The sequence below is a fragment of the uncultured Imperialibacter sp. genome, assembly GCF_963974565.1.
Classification (GTDB): domain Bacteria; phylum Bacteroidota; class Bacteroidia; order Cytophagales; family Cyclobacteriaceae; genus Imperialibacter; species Imperialibacter roseus.
Map to the genome: position 1 here is coordinate 116,629 of NZ_CAXBCJ010000001.1, position 22,955 is coordinate 139,583.

Below are 22,955 nucleotides of genomic sequence, written 5' to 3' on the forward strand. Positions count from 1 at the left end.
AAACAATAATATGGAAAAGACTCCATTTACCATCGAAAAAATATACAACGCACCCGCTAAAAATGTATGGGAAGCCATTACCGACAAAGACAAAATGAAGGTTTGGTACTTTGATCTGGCTGAGTTCAAAGCTGAGGTGGGTTTTGAGTTCCGGTTTAAAGGCGGCCCACCGGAAAAACAGTACCTGCACATTTGCGAGGTGACGGAAGTGATTAAGGAGAAAAAACTAGCCCACAGCTGGCGCTACGACGGAGAGCCAGGCATCTCTTACGTGACCTGGGAGCTGTTTGACCAGGGGGACTCCACGTTGGTGCGACTTACTCACGCCAACCTGGAAAGCTTCAATAGCGGCAATCCGGATTTGGTACCTGAAAACTTCGCCGCCGGATGGACGGATATTGTGGGAAGGAGCTTGAGAGAGTACCTGGAGGGGAAACAACAGCAATAATGACCCTCTCTTCACAGAAATAGCTGTGTCAGCCAGTAAGATCGTACGAAAGTTACGTCCATGGATTCGGGCGTAGCTTTCATTTTTGGCGATATTTTCTCTTAGCCCTGATCAAACTGTATCGAAAATCGTCGAATAGCAAGCTTAGCAATAAAACTACGGCAGCAAATACCAGCGTATTTAATTTCAGGTCGATTTTAGAATAGAAAAAACCGCCGGCAAGTCCTCCGGCAAAAAAGAATGAAATAATGTATATGCGCAGTTTGATGGTCGATTTGAGTTTTTCCCTGTTCGGATGCGATTTAGGGAAGAGTAGCTGCGAAATTTCAATACCCAAGTCGGTGAAGAGCCCTGTAAGGTGAGTGGTTCTTACGATTGTGTTGGAAATTTTTGTCACATAAGAATTCTGAAGCCCCATGGCAAAAAGGAGTAAACAGGCGATGACATCAGGATAAGTGATGTCCACCACATTGCTCAGCAGACCTATAGAGAGCAAAACCAGAGACTCAATTGTTGTGGGCAAAACGTAAACGTTCCATTTTTTATTTTCCCGGAAGAGCTCAATAAGAAAGCTTGACAAGAAGGAGCCAAAGAAGAAAGAGAAAATGTAAAGGAAATACACCGTCCCTCTCCAAAACTCCAGATTTGACACGTCGTAGATAAACAGTGCGAAGTGGCCGGTTACATTTGTAGTTAACTGTTGGAGAGCCAAAAAACCAGTTACGTTCACAATGCCAGCTACAAAGGAAAGTACGGTGGCAATTTGCAGGTTATGCTTCAGTGTCCTGCTTTTACCTTGATGCCTGAACATTAGATGATCACTTTATTTGCCTATTGGTTGGATATAACACGCCTTCGCTTGCTATCCTCCTGGGCTCGCTAAGCTACTTGTTTTTTCTTCACAGCGAAAGGAATCCTTCAAATGTCCATCTCAGGCATCTTGCCCGGCTCGCAAACATGCCGGCAGCACAACAGAACTGATGACCTCAGTGCCTCCGCTACTTTGGCACAACAGTCACAATCACTCTTTTGTACCTGGTTAATACCGGGCTCCCCTTGTCTGACAGTTTCAGGATGAAATGTAGTGTTTCTTCCTTGTCGACAACCGGTGCCTTCACATACACCCCATGTACGTTTTCAGCAGAGATATCTATTTGCTTCTTATGGCTGCCTGCCTCGGGGTAGTGGAACCAGAGAAAGCTGAGGTTATCGCCATCAGGGTCGGTAGAGCTGAAGGCATCCAGCGAAAAGCCCTCTCCTGACTTCACCGTCAGCCGATCAGCATGCTCCAGCACAGGCGTTGGCGGGTGGTTAGCTTCTTCATACGACATGGTGCACCAGTCCATTCTGGCAGCAAAGTCATTCTGAAAATCGTCTCTCCAGCGAAACAACGTGGCCTTGTTGTTATTGAAAGAAAGGGTGTCTCTGCGAACGGTGCGTCCGTACAGACTGGGCACATACGGCGTATAATTATCCTTTGTATCCGTCCATATCGGTCTGGTTTCAGGCTCAAACGGAACGCCTGAGCTTCCCTGCCTTAGTGTAGCAATATCTGGCTTGTAGAGCTCGTAGCGGCCACCCCAGCCACCCCATTCCGGATGCTCCGGCTCATTGAGCCCGTTAGGTATCAAACCCAGGAACGATGGCGTATCGCCTTCCATGCCCCAGGCCACGTCCGGGTATTCCACGCCCACAGGACCATGGCCTTGCTGAATGTTCTGCACTATCCACGGGTTGCTTATTTTTTCATTGTCTATGCCTTTAATCACGCTGTTGATGGCACTCCACGTGGCGCTGCCGTAGTGGTCGCCAGGACTAACAATGTAAAACAGGCTGGGGAAGCTATTCCTGATCCAAATGCCGCTGTCATCCTGGTCCGATATGGTATAAACCCGCAGCTTGGCGACGAGTCGCTTTGCTTCTGCGGGCGACTTGGTTTTCTGTATCTTGTGCAGGGCCTGGGCCAGTGTGTTCACGCCCCCCCAGGCTGTTACCCACAAAGGGCGGTCGTCCTTTTCCTCAAGCACTTTGATAATCCAATCTGACCCTTCTGAGTCCTTTCCATCGCCCACTCCCAACATGCCATATACCGGCAGCCCTTGCTTCACTATCGCCAGCAAATCTTCGGCTTCCGGAAAACCAGCTTCGTGCTTCAAAAGGTTAGGCTGAACCTTGCCGTAGGCCCTGATCACTTTCCGAATTGACTCCGGGGCCACACTTGTTTTCTTCCAAATGGAGGTGGTAGCTACCATTCCCTTTATGTCTATCACATTCGAGTACAACACCAGTCGGGCGAAAGATTCGATGTCATCGGGTTCTGCCTCTATATCGGACAGGATAACCACCCGATGTTTTTGCACTGGCTGACTGAACAGGAGGCTGGTGCTAAGTATCAAAAAAAAGGGGGCAAGAAAATTCTTCATGGTGAACGTGTAGTCTAGTCAATAATCAAAAAGTTAATTTAAGCTCGGTTTCAAACCAAAACTACCCGTATGTGTAATTAAACATGATGAATTCCGAGATTTTAAATGTGTTTAACGAAAAGCGTGAGGAGTTCAAACCCTACGGCATCACCTGCGAGGTGTGGACGCCCTGCCTGATGCGAAGACCCGACCGTCACAACGAAATTGGACTCAACTATTTTGGAGAGGAAACAATTATCGATCTCTTTAAGGCATAAAAAAAGGCCCATCGCCGGGCCTTTAACTCAATGTTTTTATTCCTTAACGATACATCACCGCATTCACCGCATCAATCGTCTTCTTTGCGTTCGGCAAAATGAACTCTATCAATGTAGGAGCGTATGGCAGTGGCACATCAAGGTTGGTCACTCTCCTTACTGGTGCATCCAGGTAATCGAATGCATAGCGCTGGATGTGGTAAGTGATTTCTGAGGCAATAGACGCCAGAGGCCAGGCTTCTTCTACAATCACCAACCTATTGGTCTTCTTCACCGAATTCACCACTGTTTCGTAGTCAATCGGGCGTACGCTCATCAAGTCGATAACCTCGGCTGAAACTCCTTCCTGCTGAAGGGCATCGGCAGCTTCGAAAGCCACTTTCATCATTTTACCAAATGAAACGATAGTAACATCATTTCCTTCTTTTACCACCTTGGCAGTACCAAGTGGAATAAGGTATTCGCTTTCGGGTACTTCACCTTTGTCGCCATACATCAGCTCCGACTCCATGAAAATAACCGGATCGTCGTCACGGATGGAAGACTTAAGTAAGCCTTTGGCATCGTATGGGTTGGATGGCACCACCACCTTCAAACCAGGCGTGTTGGCAAACCAATTTTCAAAGTTTTGTGAGTGCTGTGAGCTCAGCTGGCCTGCATTTCCTGTAGGTCCACGGAAAACGATAGGCACATTGAACTGCCCACCCGACATCGACATCATTTTGGCAGCGCCGTTAATGATTTGGTCGATGGCTACCAATGAGAAGTTAAAGGTCATAAATTCTATGATTGGTCGAAGGCCGTTCATAGCGGCACCAACACCCAGTCCACCAAAGCCTAATTCAGCAATTGGCGTGTCGATCACTCTTTCTGGCCCAAACTCATCAAGCATACCCTGGCTTACCTTGTAGGCACCATTGTATTCGGCCACTTCTTCCCCCATCAGGAATATTTTGGGGTCTTTTCTCATCTCTTCGTTCATCGCCTCACGAAGGGCTTCTCTGAATTGTATTTCTCTCATCGTATAGTCTTTCTAACGGCGTGCTAAGTTAATATGGGTTGGTACAAGAAACAACATGGATTTTGATGAGTGAGGAATATTGCTCGCAGAGGCGCAGAGGCGCTAAGGAAGAAATATTGCTCGCAGAGGCGCAGGGACGCTAAGGGAGGAATATTGCTCGGAGAGGCGCAGGGACGCTAAGGGAGGAATATTGCTCGCAGAGACGCAGAGGCGCTAAGGGAGGAATATTGCTCGCAGAGACGCAGAGGCGCTAAGGGAGGAATATGGCTCCAGAGACGCAGAGGCGCTAAGGGAGGAATATGGCTCCAGAGACGCAGAGGCGCTAAGGGAAGAGAATGTTTCCAGCAGAAGTGCAGGAATATCAGAAGAGGAGATACCTACTCAAAAGCGCCGGGGAATCCACGGCGAATTGAAATTGGAGCTGGATAAATGTCACTCCAAGCATACTAATACCTTAGATATGAGTCAAATGCACTATTTTACGTTCAAAAAAATGAATAAATATGACAACGCTACACGAAAACGACATTTCCAGAATTATTGTAAATAAACTATATGAAATACACAGTCAGCTCGGTCCTGGATTATTCGAGACAGTATATGAGACCATTTTACATCATGAACTGACAGCTGAGGGACTCAAAGTTGAAAAGCAGATAGCCATACCCGTGGTCTGGAAAGGTATAAAGATGGATCAAGGTTTTCGGGCAGACTTGATTGTTGAGGACAAAATCATTGTGGAGATTAAATCCATTGAGTCGCTGGCTGACGTCCACAAAAAACAGCTTCTGACCTACCTAAAGCTCACCGGACTGAAATTAGGTCTGCTTGTCAACTTCAACGAGTCCTTAATAAAAAACGGCATTATAAGGATTGTCAATAACCTATAGCAGACCAAGTAAAGCCTTCGAGCATTCCTTTTTTCTGCGACTTTGCGTCTCTGCGAGCAACTAAAAATTAGCTGATGGTCGCTCCCGGATTTGTTACCGCATTGGCCTGCAACAGTCTCAGGTTACCCTCTTCATCCTCAGCCGACAAAATCATGCCCTGCGATTCAATGCCCATCATTTTGCGGGGGGCCAGGTTAGCCAGCACCACTACCTGCTTTCCTATCAGGTCTTCGGGTTGATAATGCTTGGCAATACCACTTAAAATAGTGCGCTTATCGATGCCTGTGTCGAGCAAAAACTTGAGCAGCTTGTCCGACTTGGGCACTCTTTCGCACTCCAGCACAGTAGCCACTCGCATGTCTAGCTTGGTGAAATCATCATACACTATCTCTTCCTTAAGCCCGGGTACTTCCATCTTTTCTGCTTTTTTTAATTCGCCTGCTTTTTCGGCAGGACTGTTTAGTTTTTTTGTTGCTTCCAGCTTTGCTATCTGAGCCTCCACCACATCGTCTTCTATTTTTTCGAACAGCAGCGTCGCTGCCTCCAGCTGGTGCCCGGCCGCTAAAAGATCACCTTTTCCAAGGTCACTCCATTTGACGCCTTTCTGGTTGAACATGCCACCCAACTTACTGGCAGTGAATGGTAAAAAGGGCTCACACACCACCTGCAGCGTGGCTGCTATTTGTAAAGCGATGTTCATGATGGTTTTCACACGCTCAGGGTCAGTCTTGATCAGCTTCCAGGGCTCCGTGTCGGCCAGGTACTTATTACCCAACCTCGCCAGATCCATCAGCGAAGCCAACGCTTCCCGAAATTTGAACTGCTCGATAGAGCCGGCAATCACTCCCGGGAATTCCGCCAACTTAGCCAGCGTTTCTTCATCAAACTGGAAAAGCTCTCCTCTCTCAGGCACCTTGCCCTCATAATATTTATGAGTAAGCACCACTGCCCTGTTCACGAAGTTGCCAAAGATGGCCACCAGCTCACTGTTATTTCTTGTCTGGAAATCTTTCCAGGTAAAGTCATTGTCCTTGGTTTCCGGCGCATTGGCGCAAAGCACATAGCGCAGCACGTCCTGCTTACCCGGAAACTCCTCCAGGTACTCGTGGAGCCACACTGCCCAGTTGCGGCTCGTGCTGATCTTCTGCCCCTCAAGGTTCATAAATTCGTTGGCAGGCACGTTGTCGGGCACCACAAAATCGCCGTGCTCCATGAGCATGGAAGGGAAAATGATGCAGTGGAAAACGATATTATCCTTACCAATGAAGTGCACCAGGCGGGTGTCCTCATCCTTCCAGTATTTCTCCCAGTCGTTGGGCTTCAGTTCCTTTGTGGCGGAGATATAGCCAATGGGCGCATCGAACCACACGTAGAGCACTTTCCCTTCAGTATCTGGCAACGGCACTTTCACCCCCCAGTCGAGGTCACGAGTCATGGAGCGAGGCTGCAGGCCCTGGTTCAGCCAGCTTTTGCACTGCCCAAACACGTTGGTTTTCCACTCAGGGTGGCTGTCTACGTACTTTTCAATTTTAGGCTGAAGCTTATCGAGCGGCATGTACCAGTTTTTGGTGGGCTTCAGCACCGGTTTCTCACCGCTCAGCATAGAACGGGGATTACCTAGCTCCTGAGGACTTAGGGTACTCCCACATTTTTCGCACTGATCGCCATAGGCGTTTTCGTTGCCGCAAGTGGGGCATGTACCTACTATGTACCTGTCCGCTAAAAACTGATTGGCCTTTTCATCGAAATATTGCTCGGTGGTTTGTTCTTCAAAAATCCCCTTCTCATAAAGATTAAGGAAAAAATCCTGCGAGGTCTTATGATGAATCTCCCGGCTTGTGCGTGAATAGGTATCGAAAGAAATACCAAACTCAGCAAAAGAGTTCTTAATGATGTCGTAGTATTTATCCACCACCCCCTGAGGCGTTGTTCCCTCATTGCGGGCTTTCAGCGTAATGGGTACGCCGTGCTCATCCGTTCCACTCACAAACACGATATCCTCCCCCATTGAGCGCATGTACCTCACATAGATGTCAGATGGGAGATAGCAGCCTGCCAAATGACCTATGTGAATGGGGCCATTGGCATAGATCAATGCAGCGGTAACGGTGTGTCTTTTGTAAGTCTTCTTAGCCATTATTCTTGGTTTGGGCTGCAAAGATAGGGGAAAGAGTGAAAGTGTTTAAGAGTTGAGCTGCTAAAGTCGGTACAAAGAATCCAACGGACACAATTTCATTTTCGGTTTGACTTAACAACGTATTTATTAATTTGCTGAGCACATCAACTGGATTTGCTTTGGTAACCATAGAGGTATTTAGAGAAATTGCGTCGTCGTTTCCGGGGGTCGAAGAAAAACCTCATTTCGACAGAGCTGCGTTCAAAGCCAGGGTGATATTTGCTACCCTTCATGAGGCCAGCCACACTGCCAACCTCAAGTTCAACGAAGTAGATCAATCGGTTTTCTGCGAATTTGAAAAAGGGGTATATGCGGTTCCCAACAAATGGGGCCAGCAGGGCTGGACTACGTTTGAGCTGGATAAAGTACCAGAAGAGCTTATGAAAGATGCACTGGAAACAGCTTACAAAGAATCACTAAAAAAGAAGACGAAATAAACTAAGCGCCTGGCTTTCTGTTCACTCATCTTGCCTTTGAAATTACTATTTCTTAACATGCCTTCTTTTAGCCATGTTTTATTCGTACCTTTGCGGGCGAATTTCTAAAGACATGTCTAATAATATCCGTAATATCGCTATCATAGCGCACGTTGACCACGGTAAAACTACTTTGGTTGACAAAATCATCCACCAGTCCAAGCTTTTCAGGGAAAACCAGGAGTTTGGGGACTTGATCCTTGACAACAATGACCTGGAAAGAGAGCGTGGCATCACCATCCTGTCAAAAAATGTATCTATTCGTTACAAAGACGTTAAGATCAACATTATCGACACCCCTGGTCACTCCGATTTCGGAGGTGAAGTAGAAAGGGTGCTGAAAATGGCTGATGGCGTATTGCTGTTGGTAGATGCCTTTGAAGGCCCTATGCCCCAAACACGTTTTGTATTAAGCAAGGCGATTGCACTGGGACTTAAGCCCATTGTGGTCATCAACAAAGTAGACAAAGAGAACTGTCGGCCTGACGAAGTACATGAGCAGGTGTTTGAGCTAATGTACAACCTTGATGCAACGGAAGATCAGCTGGATTTCAGAACTGTTTACGGTTCTTCGAAGCACGGCTGGATGAGCCACGACTGGAAAGTAAAAACAGAGGACATCACTGCTTTGCTCGACACGATATTAGAAGTAATTCCTCCAGCTCCTTTGAGAGAGGGCTTGCCACAAATGCAAATCACTTCTTTGGACTTTAATGCCTACACTGGCCGTATTGCCATTGGCAGAGTATTTCAGGGCAAACTTGTTGAAGGTGCCACTGTGGGTCTTTGCAAAAAAAACGGTGTTGTTAAGAAAGTGAAAATTAAGGAAATCAGTGTATTCGAAGGCCTGGGAAGGCTACGTGTACCTGAAGTTTCCGCTGGTGATATTTGTGCGCTTGTAGGCATCGAAGACTTTGAAATCGGTGACACTATTACAGACGCAGATAATCCGCAGCCACTGCCAAGAATATCTATTGATGAGCCTACCATGAGTATGCTCTTCACCATCAACAACTCGCCTTTCTACGGTAAAGAAGGTAAATTCGTGACATCACGCCACGTAAGAGACCGCCTTTTCAGAGAAACTGAGAAAAACCTGGCCCTTCGAATTGAGGAAACTACATCAGAAGACAAATTCCTCGTGTACGGCCGTGGTGTACTCCACTTGTCTATTCTTATCGAAACCATGCGCCGTGAAGGCTATGAGTTTCAGGTAGGCCAGCCGCAGGTGTTGTTCAAAGAAGTTGACGGCATCCGCAACGAGCCAATCGAACTTCTGGTAGTCGACGTGCCTCAGGAGTCTGCCGGTAAGGTAATCGAACTCGCTACGCAAAAGAAGGCTGAGCTTAAGATTATGGAGCCAAAAGGCGACTTGCAGCACCTGGAATTTGAGATTCCTGCCCGTGGCATTATCGGACTAAGAAACAGTGTGCTTACGGCCACTCAGGGTGAAGCCATCATGACGCACCGATTCCTGAGCTACCAGCCTTACAAAGGCCCCATACCTGGCAGGATCAATGGTTCCATCATATCAGTGGACACCGGAAGCGCTACTGCCTACAAAATCGACAAACTTCAGGACAGAGGCACTTTCTTTGTTGATCCGGGAGATGAGGTGTACGGCGGCATGGTCATTGGAGAGCACTCAAGAAATAACGATCTTGTTGTGAACGTTCAGGAGGGCAAAAAACTTACCAACGTAAGGGCATCCGGAACTGACGATAGTGCGAAGATCTACCCAAAAAGAAGGTTCTCTTTGGAAGAAGCACTGGAGTATATCAAGAAAGACGAATACGTGGAAGTGACTCCTCTCTCTATCAGGATGAGAAAAATCTATCTTGATGAAAATGAGCGGAAACGCATGGACGCTAAAATGTCGGAGTAAGGTTCTTCCGAATTTTTCGTAAACCGCAAAAGTTAAAAGGCTTAATTTAGGGATAACAAGTAAATGTTATCCCTTTATTTTTGTGATGAACTTCGAAAACCTAGACAGCTTATACCGGAGCAGCCCTGACGCTTACAGGCAGCTACTCGAATTTATGTACCAGGAGTTTGAAAAAGCTCAGGGCAAAATAACCTCAAGCATTGAAAAGGGTGATTCTACCGCCTTTTCTCACCTAAAGCATAAGATTTTCTCTACACTCAACACGCTTGAGTATGCAGAGCTCATGGACGCACTTACTCAAGTCACAAGTTTCTATGAAGGCGACAAAAACCTGCACACCGAAGCACTGACCCTCAGGCTGAATGACCTTTTTCAACAACTTTTCCAACGCCTTGAAGACAAGATAGCCGAGCTAGATGAATTGAAGGTGATGTAATATTTTGTGAACGTTTCAAGAAAAGCGCCCCACAAGGGGGCTATTCACATAACAATTTGAAGATCAGCTTTTAATATTTACAGATCACAAACTACCCGCAGAAACCTCGGGTGAAATTTTCTTCACAAGCCCCTGAAGTACCTTACCCGGGCCGCATTCAATGAAGTTGACGGCACCATCGCCCACCATATTCTGAACCGACTGTGTCCACTTTACAGGAGCTGTAAGCTGGGAAATCAAGTTCTTTTTAATTTCATCAATGTTAACCGATCCTTTGGTCGTTACATTTTGATAAACCGGGCATATTGGCTGAGAGAAATGAGTCGCCTCAATAGCAGCTGCGAGCTCTTGCCTGGCTGGCTCCATCAGCGGAGAATGAAACGCTCCTCCAACAGGCAACACCAACGCCCTTTTTGCCCCTGCCTCTTTCATTTTCTCGCAAGCAATTTCTATCCCTTTCACAGACCCTGATATAACCAACTGACCCGGGCAGTTGTAGTTGGCAGGCACTACTACCTCGCCAGTAACTGAAGCACAAACTTCCTCTACCTTTGCGTCGTCGAGTCCCAGCACCGCTGCCATGGTGGACGGCGTCAGTTCACAAGCTTTTTGCATGGCGAGCGCCCGCTTGCTAACAAGGCGAAGCCCATCTTCAAAAGAGAGCGATTTATTGGCAACAAGTGCCGAGAATTCGCCAAGAGAATGGCCAGCTACCATGTCGGGTTTGAAATTATCTGAAACCATCGCCATTACCACTGAATGTATAAAGATGGCCGGCTGGGTGACTTTAGTTTGCTTTAGCTCTTCATCAGAGCCACTGAACATGACATCTGTAATCCTGAATCCCAGTATTTCGTTGGCTTTTTCGAACAGCGCTTTTGCCTTTTCATTGGTGTCGTACAGCTCCTTGCCCATTCCGGAAAACTGAGCCCCCTGCCCTGGGAAAACATATGCATTCATAGTGGATGTGAGTTAGTTTGAAACCCCAAAGCTACAAAGAATATGCAAATGTCGGTTCCTGAAAAGAGGATGCATTAATCACCTGACCAGCTGAACCCAGCCTTTCAACTCTTCCCTACCCTGCTGCTGATCCAGCACATCAAATTCTACATCGGCCACATAATAGTAGACCCCCGAAGGGAGATCTATTCCTGCCTCCGTCTGTCCCGCCCAGTTGATAAAAATTGAGCCTTCAACACCACTGGAATTGGTATAGAACACCATCTTCCCTGACCTGTCGTATACTTTAAAATCGACCGACTTCACAAAACGCATGCACCTAGTTAAGTCAAAATCGGCAATGGTTCCATCGTTGTAATAAGGGATAAAAAGGTCATTCTTCCCGTCGTTGTTGGGTGTAAAAACATTGGGCAACTCAAAATAAGGGCAGTTATCGTTGCATACCGGATCCGTCCACTCGCTTTCATTTCCCGAGTTGTCCACCGCCGCCACCCTGTAACAGCCCTTGAAAGATTTTAGGTTTTGGTGGGTGAAGTCTGTGGTATTCACCTGCGCAATCAGGTTGTAGGTGCCCTCCTCACCAAGAGCAGAAAAATATACATTGTAACTCACAGCCTCATCTTCGCACTCAAACACAGCTTCCTTTTCCCACAATATTCTGTTAGAAAAGTTGCTAGCTCCGCAATCAGTAAACTGAGTTTGGGCCTCGCAGGAAAATGCATTGTCGAGCGCCAGGCTAATCGGCAGGCACGGCGGCACTTTATCATCAAGGTAGCCACAGATAATCTGTGACCTGTTGAGGAGCGGAGCAGCGATTGCGGGATTCCCGTAGCTACCCTGAGTGGTTACATAATAGCAGTATTCGGTCTTAGGCACCAGCCCCAGAGTATCTGCAAACTGAAAATCCTGACCAGTGATGTCTGTGCTTGAAATAAGGTAAAAGCCATCGGGGTCGACCACGTCTACGTTATTTCGATAGATGAAATGCTTCGGAAATTCTTTTGAATTGTTTGACCAGGGAACATCAAACCTCCAGTTGAGGTCAATACTTGTGCTGTCTGACTTCAGCTCAAGCCTGACGGTGGAGGCAGCCGACGAAGCTCCAACAAGCTGCCCATTGTTAGCAACGTGGCGAACCAGATAATTGTATGGAAAGTCTGCTGTATTCAATCCCTGATCGACCCAGGTTGTATCCTGCGTTGTGCCAAGGCTTACTATTTCATTGTCGCCATTCAGGCCTTTTGCTCTCAGCACCTCGTAAGTATAAGGTGGTGGAAAATCGACTTTGTCAATATCAAATGGAGACGTCCATGATACATTTACTCTGCCGTTTTCAGTTGAAGTGGTTTCTACATCCACATGAGTAATCACCGGTGCGTCGGCCCTGATGACAGCACAAGCTTCCGCAGACACATAAGAAAGACCACCCTCAGGCTCATAAAATGAAGCAACTAACCGGTAGCAATAGGAAGCGCCGGGATTTAACCCGGCTCCCAGGTTGTCGTCTGTATACCCGAGAGCACCTACGTCAGCCACGTCGATTAGCTCATAACCGGCATATGCCGACATGCCCACCTCACAGTTGACTGGTGTGAAATCATAACTCTCCACCCGTCGCCAAATTTGCAGCAACTCAGCATTGGAGCAAGTGTACTCATCCCACGACAGCCTGACCACTCCATTGGGCTCTGAGCTTGCCGCAAGTCCTGTTGGTGCTGGCGCCACTACGGTGATGTTCCAGGTATCAAAATCCACAAGCTTTGCACCACCATCGGCGGGTTCGTCTATCACTTTGAAACGAATTTCATAAGGCCGCTGCCGAACATGGCTGCAAGCAGTCTGCCATGTGAAATTCAACGTGCCGGGAGATTGCTGATAAACCGGTGGGGCAGGAGAAAATGAAGCATTGCCGCTCGAAAATTCAAAAGGGCCTCCAAAAGCCTCCATCAGAACCCCCATTCCTTCGGGGTCAATACCGGTGACCTGGTCTTGTATCAGTGTACCAGCCTCTACACAAATATCTGCTGGTACTATCAAATCCGGAGGCCTGTTATCCGACTCTTCCACTATAATTTGCATATCTCTGGTCACCTGGCCCAGCAGCTTCCACTCTCCAAAAAACAAACGCCATTCTTCTACAATGAATGCAACGTTGTATTCACCAGCCATCCCGGGCGCATCCCAAACAAGGTCGCCACTAATGGGGTCAAGTGTAAACGATGGAATGCTGTCCTGGTCTTGATTTGCCGCAAAATAATCCCTGCCTTCATAAAAAATCTTATGGTTTGGGTTCTGATAGTTAAAGACAGAGTCAAATCGGTTTTGCTTTGGGTACCACATTTTATAGGCCAGGCTATCACCATCCTGATCGAAGGCCCCGGGATTGTGAACAAACCGTGCGCCAACAATCGCTCTGTCAACCGGGGGTACCAATAGCACAGGGCTGCTATTTAACTTGTAAGCAGGGTCTATTGCCAGCGTTGTTTCAATGTAAAAGGGAGTGTCAATCGACCGCACCATATTCAGAACACCAGCATTCCGATTGCTTTCCTGGTAGCTGATGGTGTAACCACCCGGCGCTGGATACGTGTGAGTGAATACGAACCTGTTAAAAGCCACATCATTTCCCAGTGGAATGGTCTCCTTTGCCGCCAGGTTTTTTAATGCATAAACTGACCCGTCGCCCAGGTTAATATTTCCTTCGCCAAACTGAATTGGTGAGCCTGTGTCGGTATAGGCTATGACAGTTATTTCGTATGTATGAGCGCCATTGGAAATACGTCTGACAGTGATCTCACCTGCCCTAATATGGGTAGCAAATGTAGCCGTGCAGGAGAAAAGCGACAAAAGAAATGCCTCTACTAGTCTTTTCATCAGCTGGAATTACTTAAGTGACTAACTTATGCAATAACAACTGAAAGAGGGTTTACCGCTAGCTACCTCTCAGTTTCAAAGCTTTTTTCAAGCCGGGATGTTCTCCACAAACCGCTTTTTCAGTCCTGGTTCCGGCATCCGGCATTGATCTCTCTTGCCAAACCATTTGTAACGGTTGGCCGCTACGAAGTCGTAGACGAAGTCTCTCAGAAAAGCGGGTACAATTCTAAATACATACAAAATGGGCCAAAGCCCGCTCAGCTGCCTGCTTATTTCGAGTGCTGCCCGGCTCTTTTTATAAAGCACACTATTTCCCCACAGCATCACACTTTCCAGCTTTGCCTCGGTTATACCCTGACTGCGCAAAAGCGCCTGCCCTGCCTCCGACTGAAGAGATGCAAAGGAAAAAACGGCCTTTCGGTCTCTTTCAATTACGAAATTGACGGAAGAATTACAGAGATTGCACACTCCATCAAACAGAATCAGGTTGTCGGGAATGCCGGCTATTTCATGATCTGCACCCATCCCTTGTATTGTTTGTTCATTTGCTTGGGGTCAAGCACATCAAACGTAACGTCCGCTGTGTAAAAATAAACACCCGATGGAAGTTCCGAGCCCTCGTTGGTACGGCCATCCCAATCAATCAAAATACTGTTCTCTACGCCCGCAGAAGTGAAGTTGTAGATGGCGTTACCTGTCCTGTCGAACACGGTAAATACCACGGCATCAACGAATCGAATACATTTCGCCCTGTCGAAACCTGTGATTGTTCCGTCGTCATAGAAAGGCCTGAACACATCATTCCTGCCGTCGCCATTGGGGGTAAATACATTTGGCAGTTCAAAATATGGGCAATTGTCGTTGCAAACGGCCTCACTCAACTCACTTTCATTGCCGGAACGGTCTACAGCCGAGATTTTATAACATCCTTTAAACGAAGTCAAATCAACGTGACGATAGGTTGAAGTAATAACGTTATCAATCAGGTTAAAGGAGCCTTCAGCGCCGGTTTCACTAAAATAGATATTGAAGCTTCTTACGTCGTCCTCACATCCATCAGAAGGATCCTTTTCCCAGCTCAACTTGTTGCTAAAGGCGCTGAAATCGCAGGATTGGCTTTGAAGCACTGCATCACAGCCGAAGGTTTCGTCAAGCACAAAGTTTACAGGGCCGCAAGGCGGCGTCTTATCGTTCGGTTGCCCACATATAATTTGCGAATTATTGATCAGCGGCTCAGCCAGGGCGACGTTTCCATAAGAGCCCTGCGTAGTAACATAATAGCAATACTCCAGGTTTTCGTTTAACGGCACTCCATTGAACGAACCATCGTCCCAAAAGTAGAAGCCCTCTTCGTTGACGTCCACAGAGGCAATCTGAACAAGCAGGCTTGGATCATTCTCATCTACCCTGTTGCGGTAAATGTAATGGATCGGATAATCCTGGGTATTGTTCGACCAGGGCACATTCGCATCCCATGTCAATTCAATAGACTGCAACAACGGCTTTAGCTCCAGCCTCACCTGAGAAGCTACGCCGGAAGTATCGATCACTCCCCCCTGGGTATCCACCAGATGAACCCTGTAATTGTAGGTTACATCCCTGGTGTTCAGCCCATTATCCAAAAACACTGTGTCGTCAGCAATCACTCCAAGGCTAATCATGTTCTTTTCGCCCTGAAGTTCTTCTGCTCTGAACAATTCATAATTATAAGGCGGTGGAAAACTTGCCTGGTCAATTTCTATCGGTGGACTCCACCTGACCTCTATTTCGCCTGCATCTACGGACGTCGTCTTCACATCCACATTAGTAATGACCGGGGCGTTTATTTCAAGAATACCACAAGCCTCTACTGATGCATAAGAGACACCACCGCCCGGAGTAGGGAACACAGCCACCAGCCTGTAACAGTAGTTGGCCGCCACATCGAGTCTTTGGCCTTTGTTGTCATCGGTGTACGAGCGGGCACCGTCGTCCACCACATCAATCAGCTCGTAGCCAGCATAGTCAGGCATGCCTACTTCGCAGTCAATCGGGGTAAAGTCGTAGCTATCAACCCGTCGCCATATCTGGATATACTCAGCATTGGCGCATTCGTAAGCATCCCATTCAAGTTCTATGACCTTGTCAGGTTTTATAGTTGCAGTTAAACCGGTAGGAGCCGGTGCCACCACAGTAATGTTCCAGGTTTTGAAATCCACAAGCTTCGGCCCTGCGTTTGGCGGTGGGTGAGTATCCACCACCTTGAACTGCACTTCATAAGGCCTTTCACGCACATGTCCACACACTGTTTGCCATGTAAAATTCAGCGTTCCTGGCGACGGCTGATAGTCTGGTGGAGACGGAGAAAAAGTAGCTGGAGAGCCCAGGAATTCAAAAGGACCACCGAACGCCTCCATGATAACAGGTAGCCCTTCAGGGTCGGTAGCAAAAATATCTTCATCTATCAGCGTTCCTGCTTCCACACATATGTCTTCTGGTACTATAATTTCAGGACGCTCATTCTCAGAATCTTCGATGATAATCTGCATATCTCTGGTCACATACCCCAGTTTTACCCAGGTTCCCAGCACATTTCGCCATTCTTCCACAATAAAGGCAACGTTGTATTCACCTCTCAAACCAGGTGCATCCCACACAAGGTTGCCCGAAACGGGGTCGAGTGAAAAGGTAGGAGGCCCGTCTTGATTTTGGTTGGCTGTTGCGTAATCTACTTTGGTATAAAACTTAGGATCAATGGGGCTTCTGTAGTCAAATACTGTATCGTTATAATTCCTTTTGGGCACTGAGATCCTGTAAGAAAGACTATCTCCATCGGGGTCATAAGCACCAGGGTTGTGGATGAAGGTGGCACCAACTGCGCCCCTGTCGACTGGTGGCACCAGCAGCACAGGCGTGTTGTTGAGGCCATAAAAAGGGTCAATAATCAGCTGCGTCTCAGTGTAAAATGGAGTTTCAACACTATTAGCCATGTTAACTACGCCGGCGTTTCTGTAAAACTCTCTGAACCGGACAGTATATACGCCAGGGGCCTGGTAAGTATGGCGAATGGTAAAAACATTTGAGGCTACTTCGTCACCCAAATTGATGGTGACAACAGGGTCGGCTTCCGACTCAACATTCAGCACCGTTCCATCACCAAAATCAATATCACCCCCGCCAAATTTCACCGTCGAACCGGTATCTGTATATCCAATGATTGAAAATTCGAACTCGAGGCTGGAATTGGAGATTCTGCGGGCGATAATCTCACCGGCCCTGATGTGGGTGGCAGATACATTTGAAGTGGACGACAGAAGAAAGATCAGCCCTGCACTCAGCGTCAGTATTAACTTTTTCAACATAGGTTGTTGTCGACGGGTTTCTATCAACCAAGTAAACACTTGTTTCATCTAAACGGTTGCAAGTATTTTTCTGTATTACTCTTTTATAAATCTCGAATAATAAATTTGCTGGCCCAGAGAGGTGCGAAGCAAATAAATTCCTCCAGGTAGGTCTTCAGTGTTCAAGGTAGCCAAATTACCATTAATGGGAATGCCGGTTTTTAAAATACTTTGCCCGGCGGCGTTAATAAGCTCTATTTCCTGCACTTTATTCTGATTCAGCTCTGGAAATTGAATGGTCATGGTGCCAGCTACAGGATTGGGATACGTACGTAAAATGACCGCTTCCTTCGGATGACCAACGGCATTAATCACATATTCTTCACCGGTTGGATTAACAGCAAACGATTTAACAGTTTTAAAAGGATTGAGTCTGTTTAAGCTGCGAGCCGCCAGCACAAAATAGATGGGTTTAGCAGCAGACTGAGGCAATGCCACAAACCCATTGAAACCAGCGCCCCCGGCAATGGTATCTGTAAGCTGATGTCCATTTATATCCGCTCCATCCCAGTTTAATAAACCACTAGAGTAAAAGCTCCATTCGAGCGAATCAGCAGCCAATGTTTCATAACCAACTATAAAATCGATCCGCCCATTCGATGCAACCTGATAGTCAAAATCGATATTGGGTGGCAGCATGTCACTTTCTACGTTAATAATTTGTAAGTCAACCGTGGTTTCGCTCAACTTGTGGACTTCACCGTCAACTTTTCTGTATTCGATGACCTTGTAAGCCATGCCAAACTCTCCGGCAAGTTCAGGTGTGTCCCAGGTCAGTTGGCCACTAAGCTTGTCGAGCTTTAAAACAGGTGTTTCGCTACGGTTTTCTCCAGCATAAAACGAAATATCATTTGGCCACCGGTAGCTATCCACCTCCTCAGCAAAATCTCTCAAAGGAACAGCCAAGCTATAGACAAGGCTATCACCCTGCTCGTCTTTGCTACCAACGGCACTGAAAAAACGACTTCCAGCTCTCGAAAAAACAGCTGGAAAAACACCCAACTCCGGAGTAGAATTGGCGCCAAAGAAAGGATCAACGATCACTTGAGTAGAAACGAAAAAGGGCGTTTCGACTGAATTTTCCATATTTATCACGCTGGCATTGCGGAAAAATTCTTTAGCCCTGACTGTGTAAGCGCCTGGTGCCTGGTAGGTATGGCTGATAGTGTATTTGGTAAGTGAAGTTTCATTACCCAGCAAAATAGTTTCGTGGGTAGCATCACCGCCTTCAAGGCTAATAATTGTCCCATCCCCAAACTCCAGCTCCCCTCCACCAAAACCCACAGAAGAGCCTGTGTCGGTAAATCCAATCACCTCAAACTTATAAGTCAATGAGCCGTTACCCGACACCACCCTGATGTACCCACCTCTGATGTGGCTCGCTAACATACCATTAAACAAGGTTATCAGGAAAATGACAAGGCAAACGATGAATTTCATGGGGTCTATTTTGGATAAAACAATTTCATTTCACGGCCGGTTGTACGTCACATAGACAAATATTAAACAACAGTCAAAGAAAATTCCCCAATGAGAGAGTTTAGAAGCGTTCAAAATAGGACAGGCGGATTGGTAAAGTGCCGCTCGGGAATTACCTTTGGCTGGTTCTATTTAAAACGTTTGTGTAATACAAAAAACATATGAGTTGGTTAACTGATTCACTAAAAAGCAGCATTTTTCGAAAGCTCCTCATGGCGCTTACCGGGCTTTTCCTCATTCTGTTCCTCACTGTGCACCTTGCCGGCAATCTCCAGTTAATTTTAAACGATGAAGGGCAGGCGTTCAATATCTATGCACATACTATGGCGCATAATCCTTTTATCCAATTGGTGTCCAAATTCAACTTTGCCTTTATTGTACTTCACGTCATTTACTCCATTTGGCTTTCAAGAATTAATAAGACAGCCAGACCAGTTAAATATGGTTATTCTGCTGCCAGCACCAACAGTCCATGGACATCCCGCAACATGGGCATCCTGGGTACACTGATTTTGGTTTTTCTGGTGATTCACTTGAAAGGCTTTTGGTGGGAATTCAAAAACGACAGCATTCCCATGGTCACTTATGACGGCGAAACAATGCCTAATGTGTTTCTGGTCGTGAAAGCGGCTTACAGCAATGTATGGTATGCAGCAGTGTACGTGGTGAGCATGTTCTTCGTAGGCTTTCACCTGTCTCACGGATTCGCCAGTGCATTTCAAACACTGGGGCTCAATCACGTTAAATATACTCCGGCTATTAAGGCGATCGGTAAAGGCTATGCCATTATCGTTCCGGCCTTGTTTGCCATTATCCCAATCCTTATTTACATCAAGAGTTTAGGTTAATCATCATCGATATATGAAGCTAGATTCCAAAATACCTGCAGGCCCACTGGCTGAGAAATGGACCAAACATAAATTCAACGTGAAGCTGGTTAACCCTGCCAACAAGCGTAAATATGACGTGATTGTGGTAGGCACCGGCCTGGCTGGTGCCTCAGCTGCCGCCTCTCTGGCAGAGCTCGGCTACAATGTGAAGTCCTTTTGCTTTCAGGATAGCCCAAGGAGGGCTCATAGTATCGCTGCCCAGGGTGGTATCAATGCCGCCAAAAACTATCAAAATGATGGTGACAGCGTATTCCGGCTTTTCTACGACACCATTAAAGGCGGTGACTACCGAAGCCGTGAAGGCAATGTTCACAGGCTTGCTGAAGTGAGTGTCAACATCATCGACCAGTGCGTAGCCCAGGGCGTTCCATTCGCCCGTGACTATGGCGGGCTCCTGGCCAACCGTTCATTTGGTGGCGCTCAGGTATCACGTACCTTCTATGCTAAAGGCCAGACAGGCCAGCAGCTGTTGCTGGGTGCCTACAGCGCATTGAGCCGCCAGGTAGCCAATGGCAAAGTGAAGATGTACCCACGCACAGAGATGCTTGATCTGGTAATGGTAGATGGTAAGGCACGTGGTATTGTAGCACGGAACCTCATTACAGGCGAAATAGAGTCACACAGCGCCCATGCAGTATTGCTTTGCACAGGTGGCTATGGCAACGTCTTCTTCCTTTCTACCAACGCCATGGGCTCCAATGTAACGGCAGCCTGGAGAGCACACAGAAAAGGTGCTTTGTTCGCTAACCCTTGTTTCACGCAGATACACCCTACCTGCATTCCTGTTCACGGCGACTTCCAGTCGAAGCTCACGCTGATGTCCGAATCACTCCGCAACGATGGTCGTGTGTGGGTGCCGAAAGACAAAGCAACAGCCGAAAAGGTGAGAAAGGGAGAAGTAAAACCTGCAGAGATCGCCGAAACGGATCGTGACTACTACTTAGAGAGAAAATACCCATCCTTTGGTAACCTGGTTCCCCGTGATGTTGCGTCAAGAAATGCTAAAGATGTGTGTGATGATGGCAAAGGCGTGGGATCAACCGGTCTTGCAGTGTATCTGGACTTTGCCGATGCAATAAAAAGAGACGGAGAAGATACCATCCGGGCAAAATATGGCAACCTCTTCGATATGTATGAGCAGATTGTAGGAGAGAACCCTTACAAAACACCGATGATGATTTACCCGGCGGTACACTATACAATGGGTGGCCTTTGGGTAGACTATAATCTTCAGACAAACGTACCTGGTCTTTACGCACTTGGGGAAGCCAACTTCTCAGATCACGGCGCCAACAGACTTGGCGCTTCGGCACTAATGCAGGGCCTCGCCGACGGGTACTTTGTGATTCCCTATACGTTGGGCGACTACCTGGCGCAAAACCCTGCTGACAAAATATCAACAGATCACCCAGCATTCAAAGAGGCTGAAGCTGGTGTCAAAAGCCAGATAGAAAAACTTCTTTCCATTAATGGCAAGAAGCCCGTGGATCAGTTCCATAAGGAGCTTGGCCACATCATGTGGGATTATTGCGGGATGTCGAGAACTGCCGAAGGCTTGAAGAAGGCCAAGAAAATGGTGCAGGAACTGAGAGATGAATTCTGGAAGGATGTGAAGGTAGTGGGCACAAGCGACGAGCTGAACATGTCGCTGGAAAAGGCCAACAGAGTGGCCGACTTTCTGGAGCTTGGCGAACTGATGATCGACGACGCTTTGAACAGAAACGAATCCTGTGGCGGACACTTCAGAGAAGAATACCAAACTGAAGAAGGTGAAGCTAAGAGGGATGATGAAAACTACTCATACGTGGCTGCGTGGGAGTACAATGGCCCGGGAAAGGCCACTTTGCACAAAGAAGATCTTGTGTTTGAAAACGTCAAGTTGACTCAAAGAAGCTACAAGTAAGAATTAGTTATTCGATTTTGGTGATTAGTTAATCGGACATCTTGGCAAATTTAAAATCATTCGAAGAATTGGAATGCTGGAAAGCAGGAAAGGAACTGAGAGTTTTTGTTAGTAAACTCGCAAAACGGTTTCCAATGGATGAACGGTATGCACTAACAAGTCAGATAAAAAGATCATCACGATCGGTAACCAATAACATTGCAGAAGGATATGGGAGATTTCATTTTCAGGAAAATATCCAGTTTTGCCGACAAGGCAGGGGATCACTCTACGAAACTTTGGATCACTTGTTAATTGCCAAAGAAGAAGAATATATAGATGAGCCTGACCTAATTGCTGGCAGACAGTTGATTGAAAAAACGACCACCATACTGAATGGGTACATAAATTATTTATCGGAAGCCAAAAAGAAATCGTTATAGGTTGATACCGACCCAACTAATAAATAACTTTTAACCATTAACTCTTAACAGGTTAAGCATGGATTTAACATTAAAAATCTGGAGACAGAAAAATAGCAATACCGAAGGCAAGTTTGTCACCTACGAGGTGAAAGATATATCGCATGAGTCTTCGTTTCTTGAAATGCTTGATGTGCTGAACATTGGGCTGGAAGAAAAGGGCGAGGAGCCAGTGCATTTTGATCATGACTGCAGGGAAGGCATCTGCGGCATGTGTAGCCTATACATCAACGGTAAGCCACATGGCCCTCAGCAAACCACTACTTGCCAGCTCCATATGCGCAGCTTCAAAAGTGGCCAGACTATTTGGATTGAGCCATGGAGAGCCAAGGCATTCCCCGTGATCAAAGACCTGGTTACCGACCGTAGTGCATTTGACAGGATTATCCAGGCGGGTGGCTACATTTCCGTGAACACCGGTGGTGTGCCTGACGCCAACGAAATTCCTATTCCAAGAAAGATAGCTGATGAAGCGATGGATTCGGCTACCTGCATTGGCTGTGGAGCTTGTGTGGCGGCCTGTAAGAATGCGTCTGCCATGCTTTTCGTGTCTGCAAAAGTTACCCACCTCGGTCTGCTTCCACAAGGAAAGGTGGAAGCCAAGACAAGGGTAGAAAACATGGTGGCTCAAATGGATGCCGAGGGCTTTGGTGCCTGCACCAACACTGGTGCTTGTGCAGCCGAATGCCCCAAGGAGATTCCTCTGGCGAACATTGCCAAGATGAACCGGGATTTTATTGGAGCGAGATTGACGTCGGAGAACGTTTAGAAATATTTGATTTAGATAGAAAAGGGGCCTCGGCCCCTTTCTATTTAAAGAATTATCATTTTTTTATTGTGTTTGTATCCCACAAAAGCTTAAGCGCATCCACCAAGTTGCTTTTCACCTCATCAATCGTCTTGCCTTGACTGATAGCGGCTGGAACTTCTTCTATCTGGCCTACAAACCATCCATCTTTTGCTTTTTCAATTATTGCGGTAAGCTTCATATCCAAA

General features: G+C 46.9%; 20 protein-coding genes. 10 read left to right on the forward strand and 10 right to left on the reverse strand.

Annotation, left to right across the window (positions count from 1 at the left end):
* The first annotated feature begins 10 nt into the window (after positions 1–10).
* Positions 11–448 carry an SRPBCC domain-containing protein gene (locus AAC052_RS00555; RefSeq protein ID WP_339810103.1) on the forward strand — a complete coding sequence of 146 codons (438 nt, stop codon included), beginning with the start codon at positions 11–13 and terminating at the stop codon, positions 446–448.
* 79 nt (positions 449–527) lie between these two features.
* On the opposite strand, the gene AAC052_RS00560 is transcribed toward AAC052_RS00555, so the two are convergent.
* Positions 528–1,259 carry a YoaK family protein gene (locus AAC052_RS00560; protein ID WP_339810106.1) on the reverse strand — a complete coding sequence of 244 codons (732 nt, stop codon included), beginning with the start codon at positions 1,257–1,259 and terminating at the stop codon, positions 528–530.
* A gap of 187 nt (positions 1,260–1,446) precedes the next feature.
* A complete protein-coding gene (locus tag AAC052_RS00565) occupies positions 1,447–2,871 on the reverse strand; it encodes a nucleoside hydrolase-like domain-containing protein (protein ID WP_339810109.1) in 1,425 nt (474 codons plus the stop codon).
* Positions 2,872–2,954: 83 nt separating this feature from the next.
* Between AAC052_RS00565 and AAC052_RS00570 the strand changes: the two genes are divergently transcribed.
* Positions 2,955–3,128: a hypothetical protein gene (locus AAC052_RS00570; RefSeq protein ID WP_339810111.1), complete on the forward strand. Its 174-nt coding sequence runs from the start codon at positions 2,955–2,957 to the stop codon at positions 3,126–3,128.
* 43 nt (positions 3,129–3,171) lie between these two features.
* Here the strand turns inward: AAC052_RS00570 and AAC052_RS00575 are convergent, their stop codons facing one another.
* Positions 3,172–4,149: a pyruvate dehydrogenase complex E1 component subunit beta gene (locus tag AAC052_RS00575; RefSeq protein ID WP_339810113.1), complete on the reverse strand. Its 978-nt coding sequence runs from the start codon at positions 4,147–4,149 to the stop codon at positions 3,172–3,174.
* A 503-nt stretch (positions 4,150–4,652) separates the two neighbouring features.
* Between AAC052_RS00575 and AAC052_RS00580 the strand changes: the two genes are divergently transcribed.
* A complete protein-coding gene (locus AAC052_RS00580; RefSeq protein ID WP_339810114.1) occupies positions 4,653–5,039 on the forward strand; it encodes a GxxExxY protein in 387 nt (128 codons plus the stop codon).
* Positions 5,040–5,106: 67 nt separating this feature from the next.
* Here AAC052_RS00580 and metG read toward each other — a convergent pair whose 3' ends face one another.
* Positions 5,107–7,176 carry a methionine--tRNA ligase gene (metG, locus tag AAC052_RS00585; protein ID WP_339810116.1) on the reverse strand — a complete coding sequence of 690 codons (2,070 nt, stop codon included), beginning with the start codon at positions 7,174–7,176 and terminating at the stop codon, positions 5,107–5,109.
* A 158-nt stretch (positions 7,177–7,334) separates the two neighbouring features.
* Between metG and AAC052_RS00590 the strand changes: the two genes are divergently transcribed.
* The 3 genes from AAC052_RS00590 to AAC052_RS00600 all read left to right on the forward strand — a co-directional run bounded on the left by AAC052_RS00590 (position 7,335) and on the right by AAC052_RS00600 (position 10,012).
* A complete protein-coding gene (locus AAC052_RS00590) occupies positions 7,335–7,652 on the forward strand; it encodes an MmcQ/YjbR family DNA-binding protein (RefSeq protein WP_339810118.1) in 318 nt (105 codons plus the stop codon).
* Positions 7,653–7,764: 112 nt separating this feature from the next.
* Positions 7,765–9,576, forward strand: a complete 1,812-nt coding sequence (typA, locus tag AAC052_RS00595) for a translational GTPase TypA (protein WP_317490482.1) — start codon at positions 7,765–7,767, stop codon at positions 9,574–9,576.
* An 85-nt stretch (positions 9,577–9,661) separates the two neighbouring features.
* Entirely contained in the window at positions 9,662–10,012 is a 351-nt protein-coding gene (locus AAC052_RS00600) for a hypothetical protein (RefSeq protein WP_317490481.1), read from the forward strand.
* An 84-nt stretch (positions 10,013–10,096) separates the two neighbouring features.
* Here AAC052_RS00600 and fabD read toward each other — a convergent pair whose 3' ends face one another.
* The 5 genes from fabD to AAC052_RS00625 form a co-directional block, all read right to left on the reverse strand.
* Complete coding sequence (gene fabD / locus AAC052_RS00605; RefSeq protein ID WP_339810125.1) at positions 10,097–10,972, reverse strand: ACP S-malonyltransferase; 876 nt, start codon at positions 10,970–10,972, stop codon at positions 10,097–10,099.
* A gap of 78 nt (positions 10,973–11,050) precedes the next feature.
* Positions 11,051–13,846, reverse strand: a complete 2,796-nt coding sequence (locus AAC052_RS00610; RefSeq protein ID WP_339810128.1) for a gliding motility-associated C-terminal domain-containing protein — start codon at positions 13,844–13,846, stop codon at positions 11,051–11,053.
* A gap of 87 nt (positions 13,847–13,933) precedes the next feature.
* The gene (locus tag AAC052_RS00615; protein WP_339810130.1) at positions 13,934–14,371 is read right to left on the reverse strand and encodes a thiol-disulfide oxidoreductase DCC family protein; all 438 of its coding nucleotides are present in this window, start codon (positions 14,369–14,371) and stop codon (positions 13,934–13,936) included.
* Positions 14,350–17,187, reverse strand: a complete 2,838-nt coding sequence (locus AAC052_RS00620) for a gliding motility-associated C-terminal domain-containing protein (RefSeq protein WP_339810131.1) — start codon at positions 17,185–17,187, stop codon at positions 14,350–14,352. The genes AAC052_RS00615 and AAC052_RS00620 overlap by 22 nt, the downstream gene beginning before the upstream one ends.
* A gap of 75 nt (positions 17,188–17,262) precedes the next feature.
* The gene (locus tag AAC052_RS00625) at positions 17,263–18,666 is read right to left on the reverse strand and encodes a T9SS type A sorting domain-containing protein (protein ID WP_339810132.1); all 1,404 of its coding nucleotides are present in this window, start codon (positions 18,664–18,666) and stop codon (positions 17,263–17,265) included.
* 200 nt (positions 18,667–18,866) lie between these two features.
* On the opposite strand from AAC052_RS00625, the gene AAC052_RS00630 reads away from it, so the two are divergent.
* The 4 genes from AAC052_RS00630 to AAC052_RS00645 are packed head-to-tail and all read left to right on the forward strand — an operon-like array spanning position 18,867 to position 22,728.
* Positions 18,867–19,553 carry a succinate dehydrogenase cytochrome b subunit gene (locus AAC052_RS00630; RefSeq protein WP_339810133.1) on the forward strand — a complete coding sequence of 229 codons (687 nt, stop codon included), beginning with the start codon at positions 18,867–18,869 and terminating at the stop codon, positions 19,551–19,553.
* 13 nt (positions 19,554–19,566) lie between these two features.
* The gene (locus tag AAC052_RS00635; RefSeq protein ID WP_339810134.1) at positions 19,567–21,498 is read left to right on the forward strand and encodes a fumarate reductase/succinate dehydrogenase flavoprotein subunit; all 1,932 of its coding nucleotides are present in this window, start codon (positions 19,567–19,569) and stop codon (positions 21,496–21,498) included.
* Between the two features lie 41 nt (positions 21,499–21,539).
* Positions 21,540–21,920 carry a four helix bundle protein gene (locus AAC052_RS00640; RefSeq protein ID WP_339810135.1) on the forward strand — a complete coding sequence of 127 codons (381 nt, stop codon included), beginning with the start codon at positions 21,540–21,542 and terminating at the stop codon, positions 21,918–21,920.
* A gap of 58 nt (positions 21,921–21,978) precedes the next feature.
* Positions 21,979–22,728: a succinate dehydrogenase/fumarate reductase iron-sulfur subunit gene (locus AAC052_RS00645; protein ID WP_151999113.1), complete on the forward strand. Its 750-nt coding sequence runs from the start codon at positions 21,979–21,981 to the stop codon at positions 22,726–22,728.
* Between the two features lie 55 nt (positions 22,729–22,783).
* On the opposite strand, the gene AAC052_RS00650 is transcribed toward AAC052_RS00645, so the two are convergent.
* Positions 22,784–22,948 (reverse strand): type II toxin-antitoxin system HicB family antitoxin, encoded by a 165-nt coding sequence (locus AAC052_RS00650; RefSeq protein WP_317490473.1) that lies wholly within the window; start codon positions 22,946–22,948, stop codon positions 22,784–22,786.
* Between the last annotated feature and the right edge of the window lie 7 nt (positions 22,949–22,955).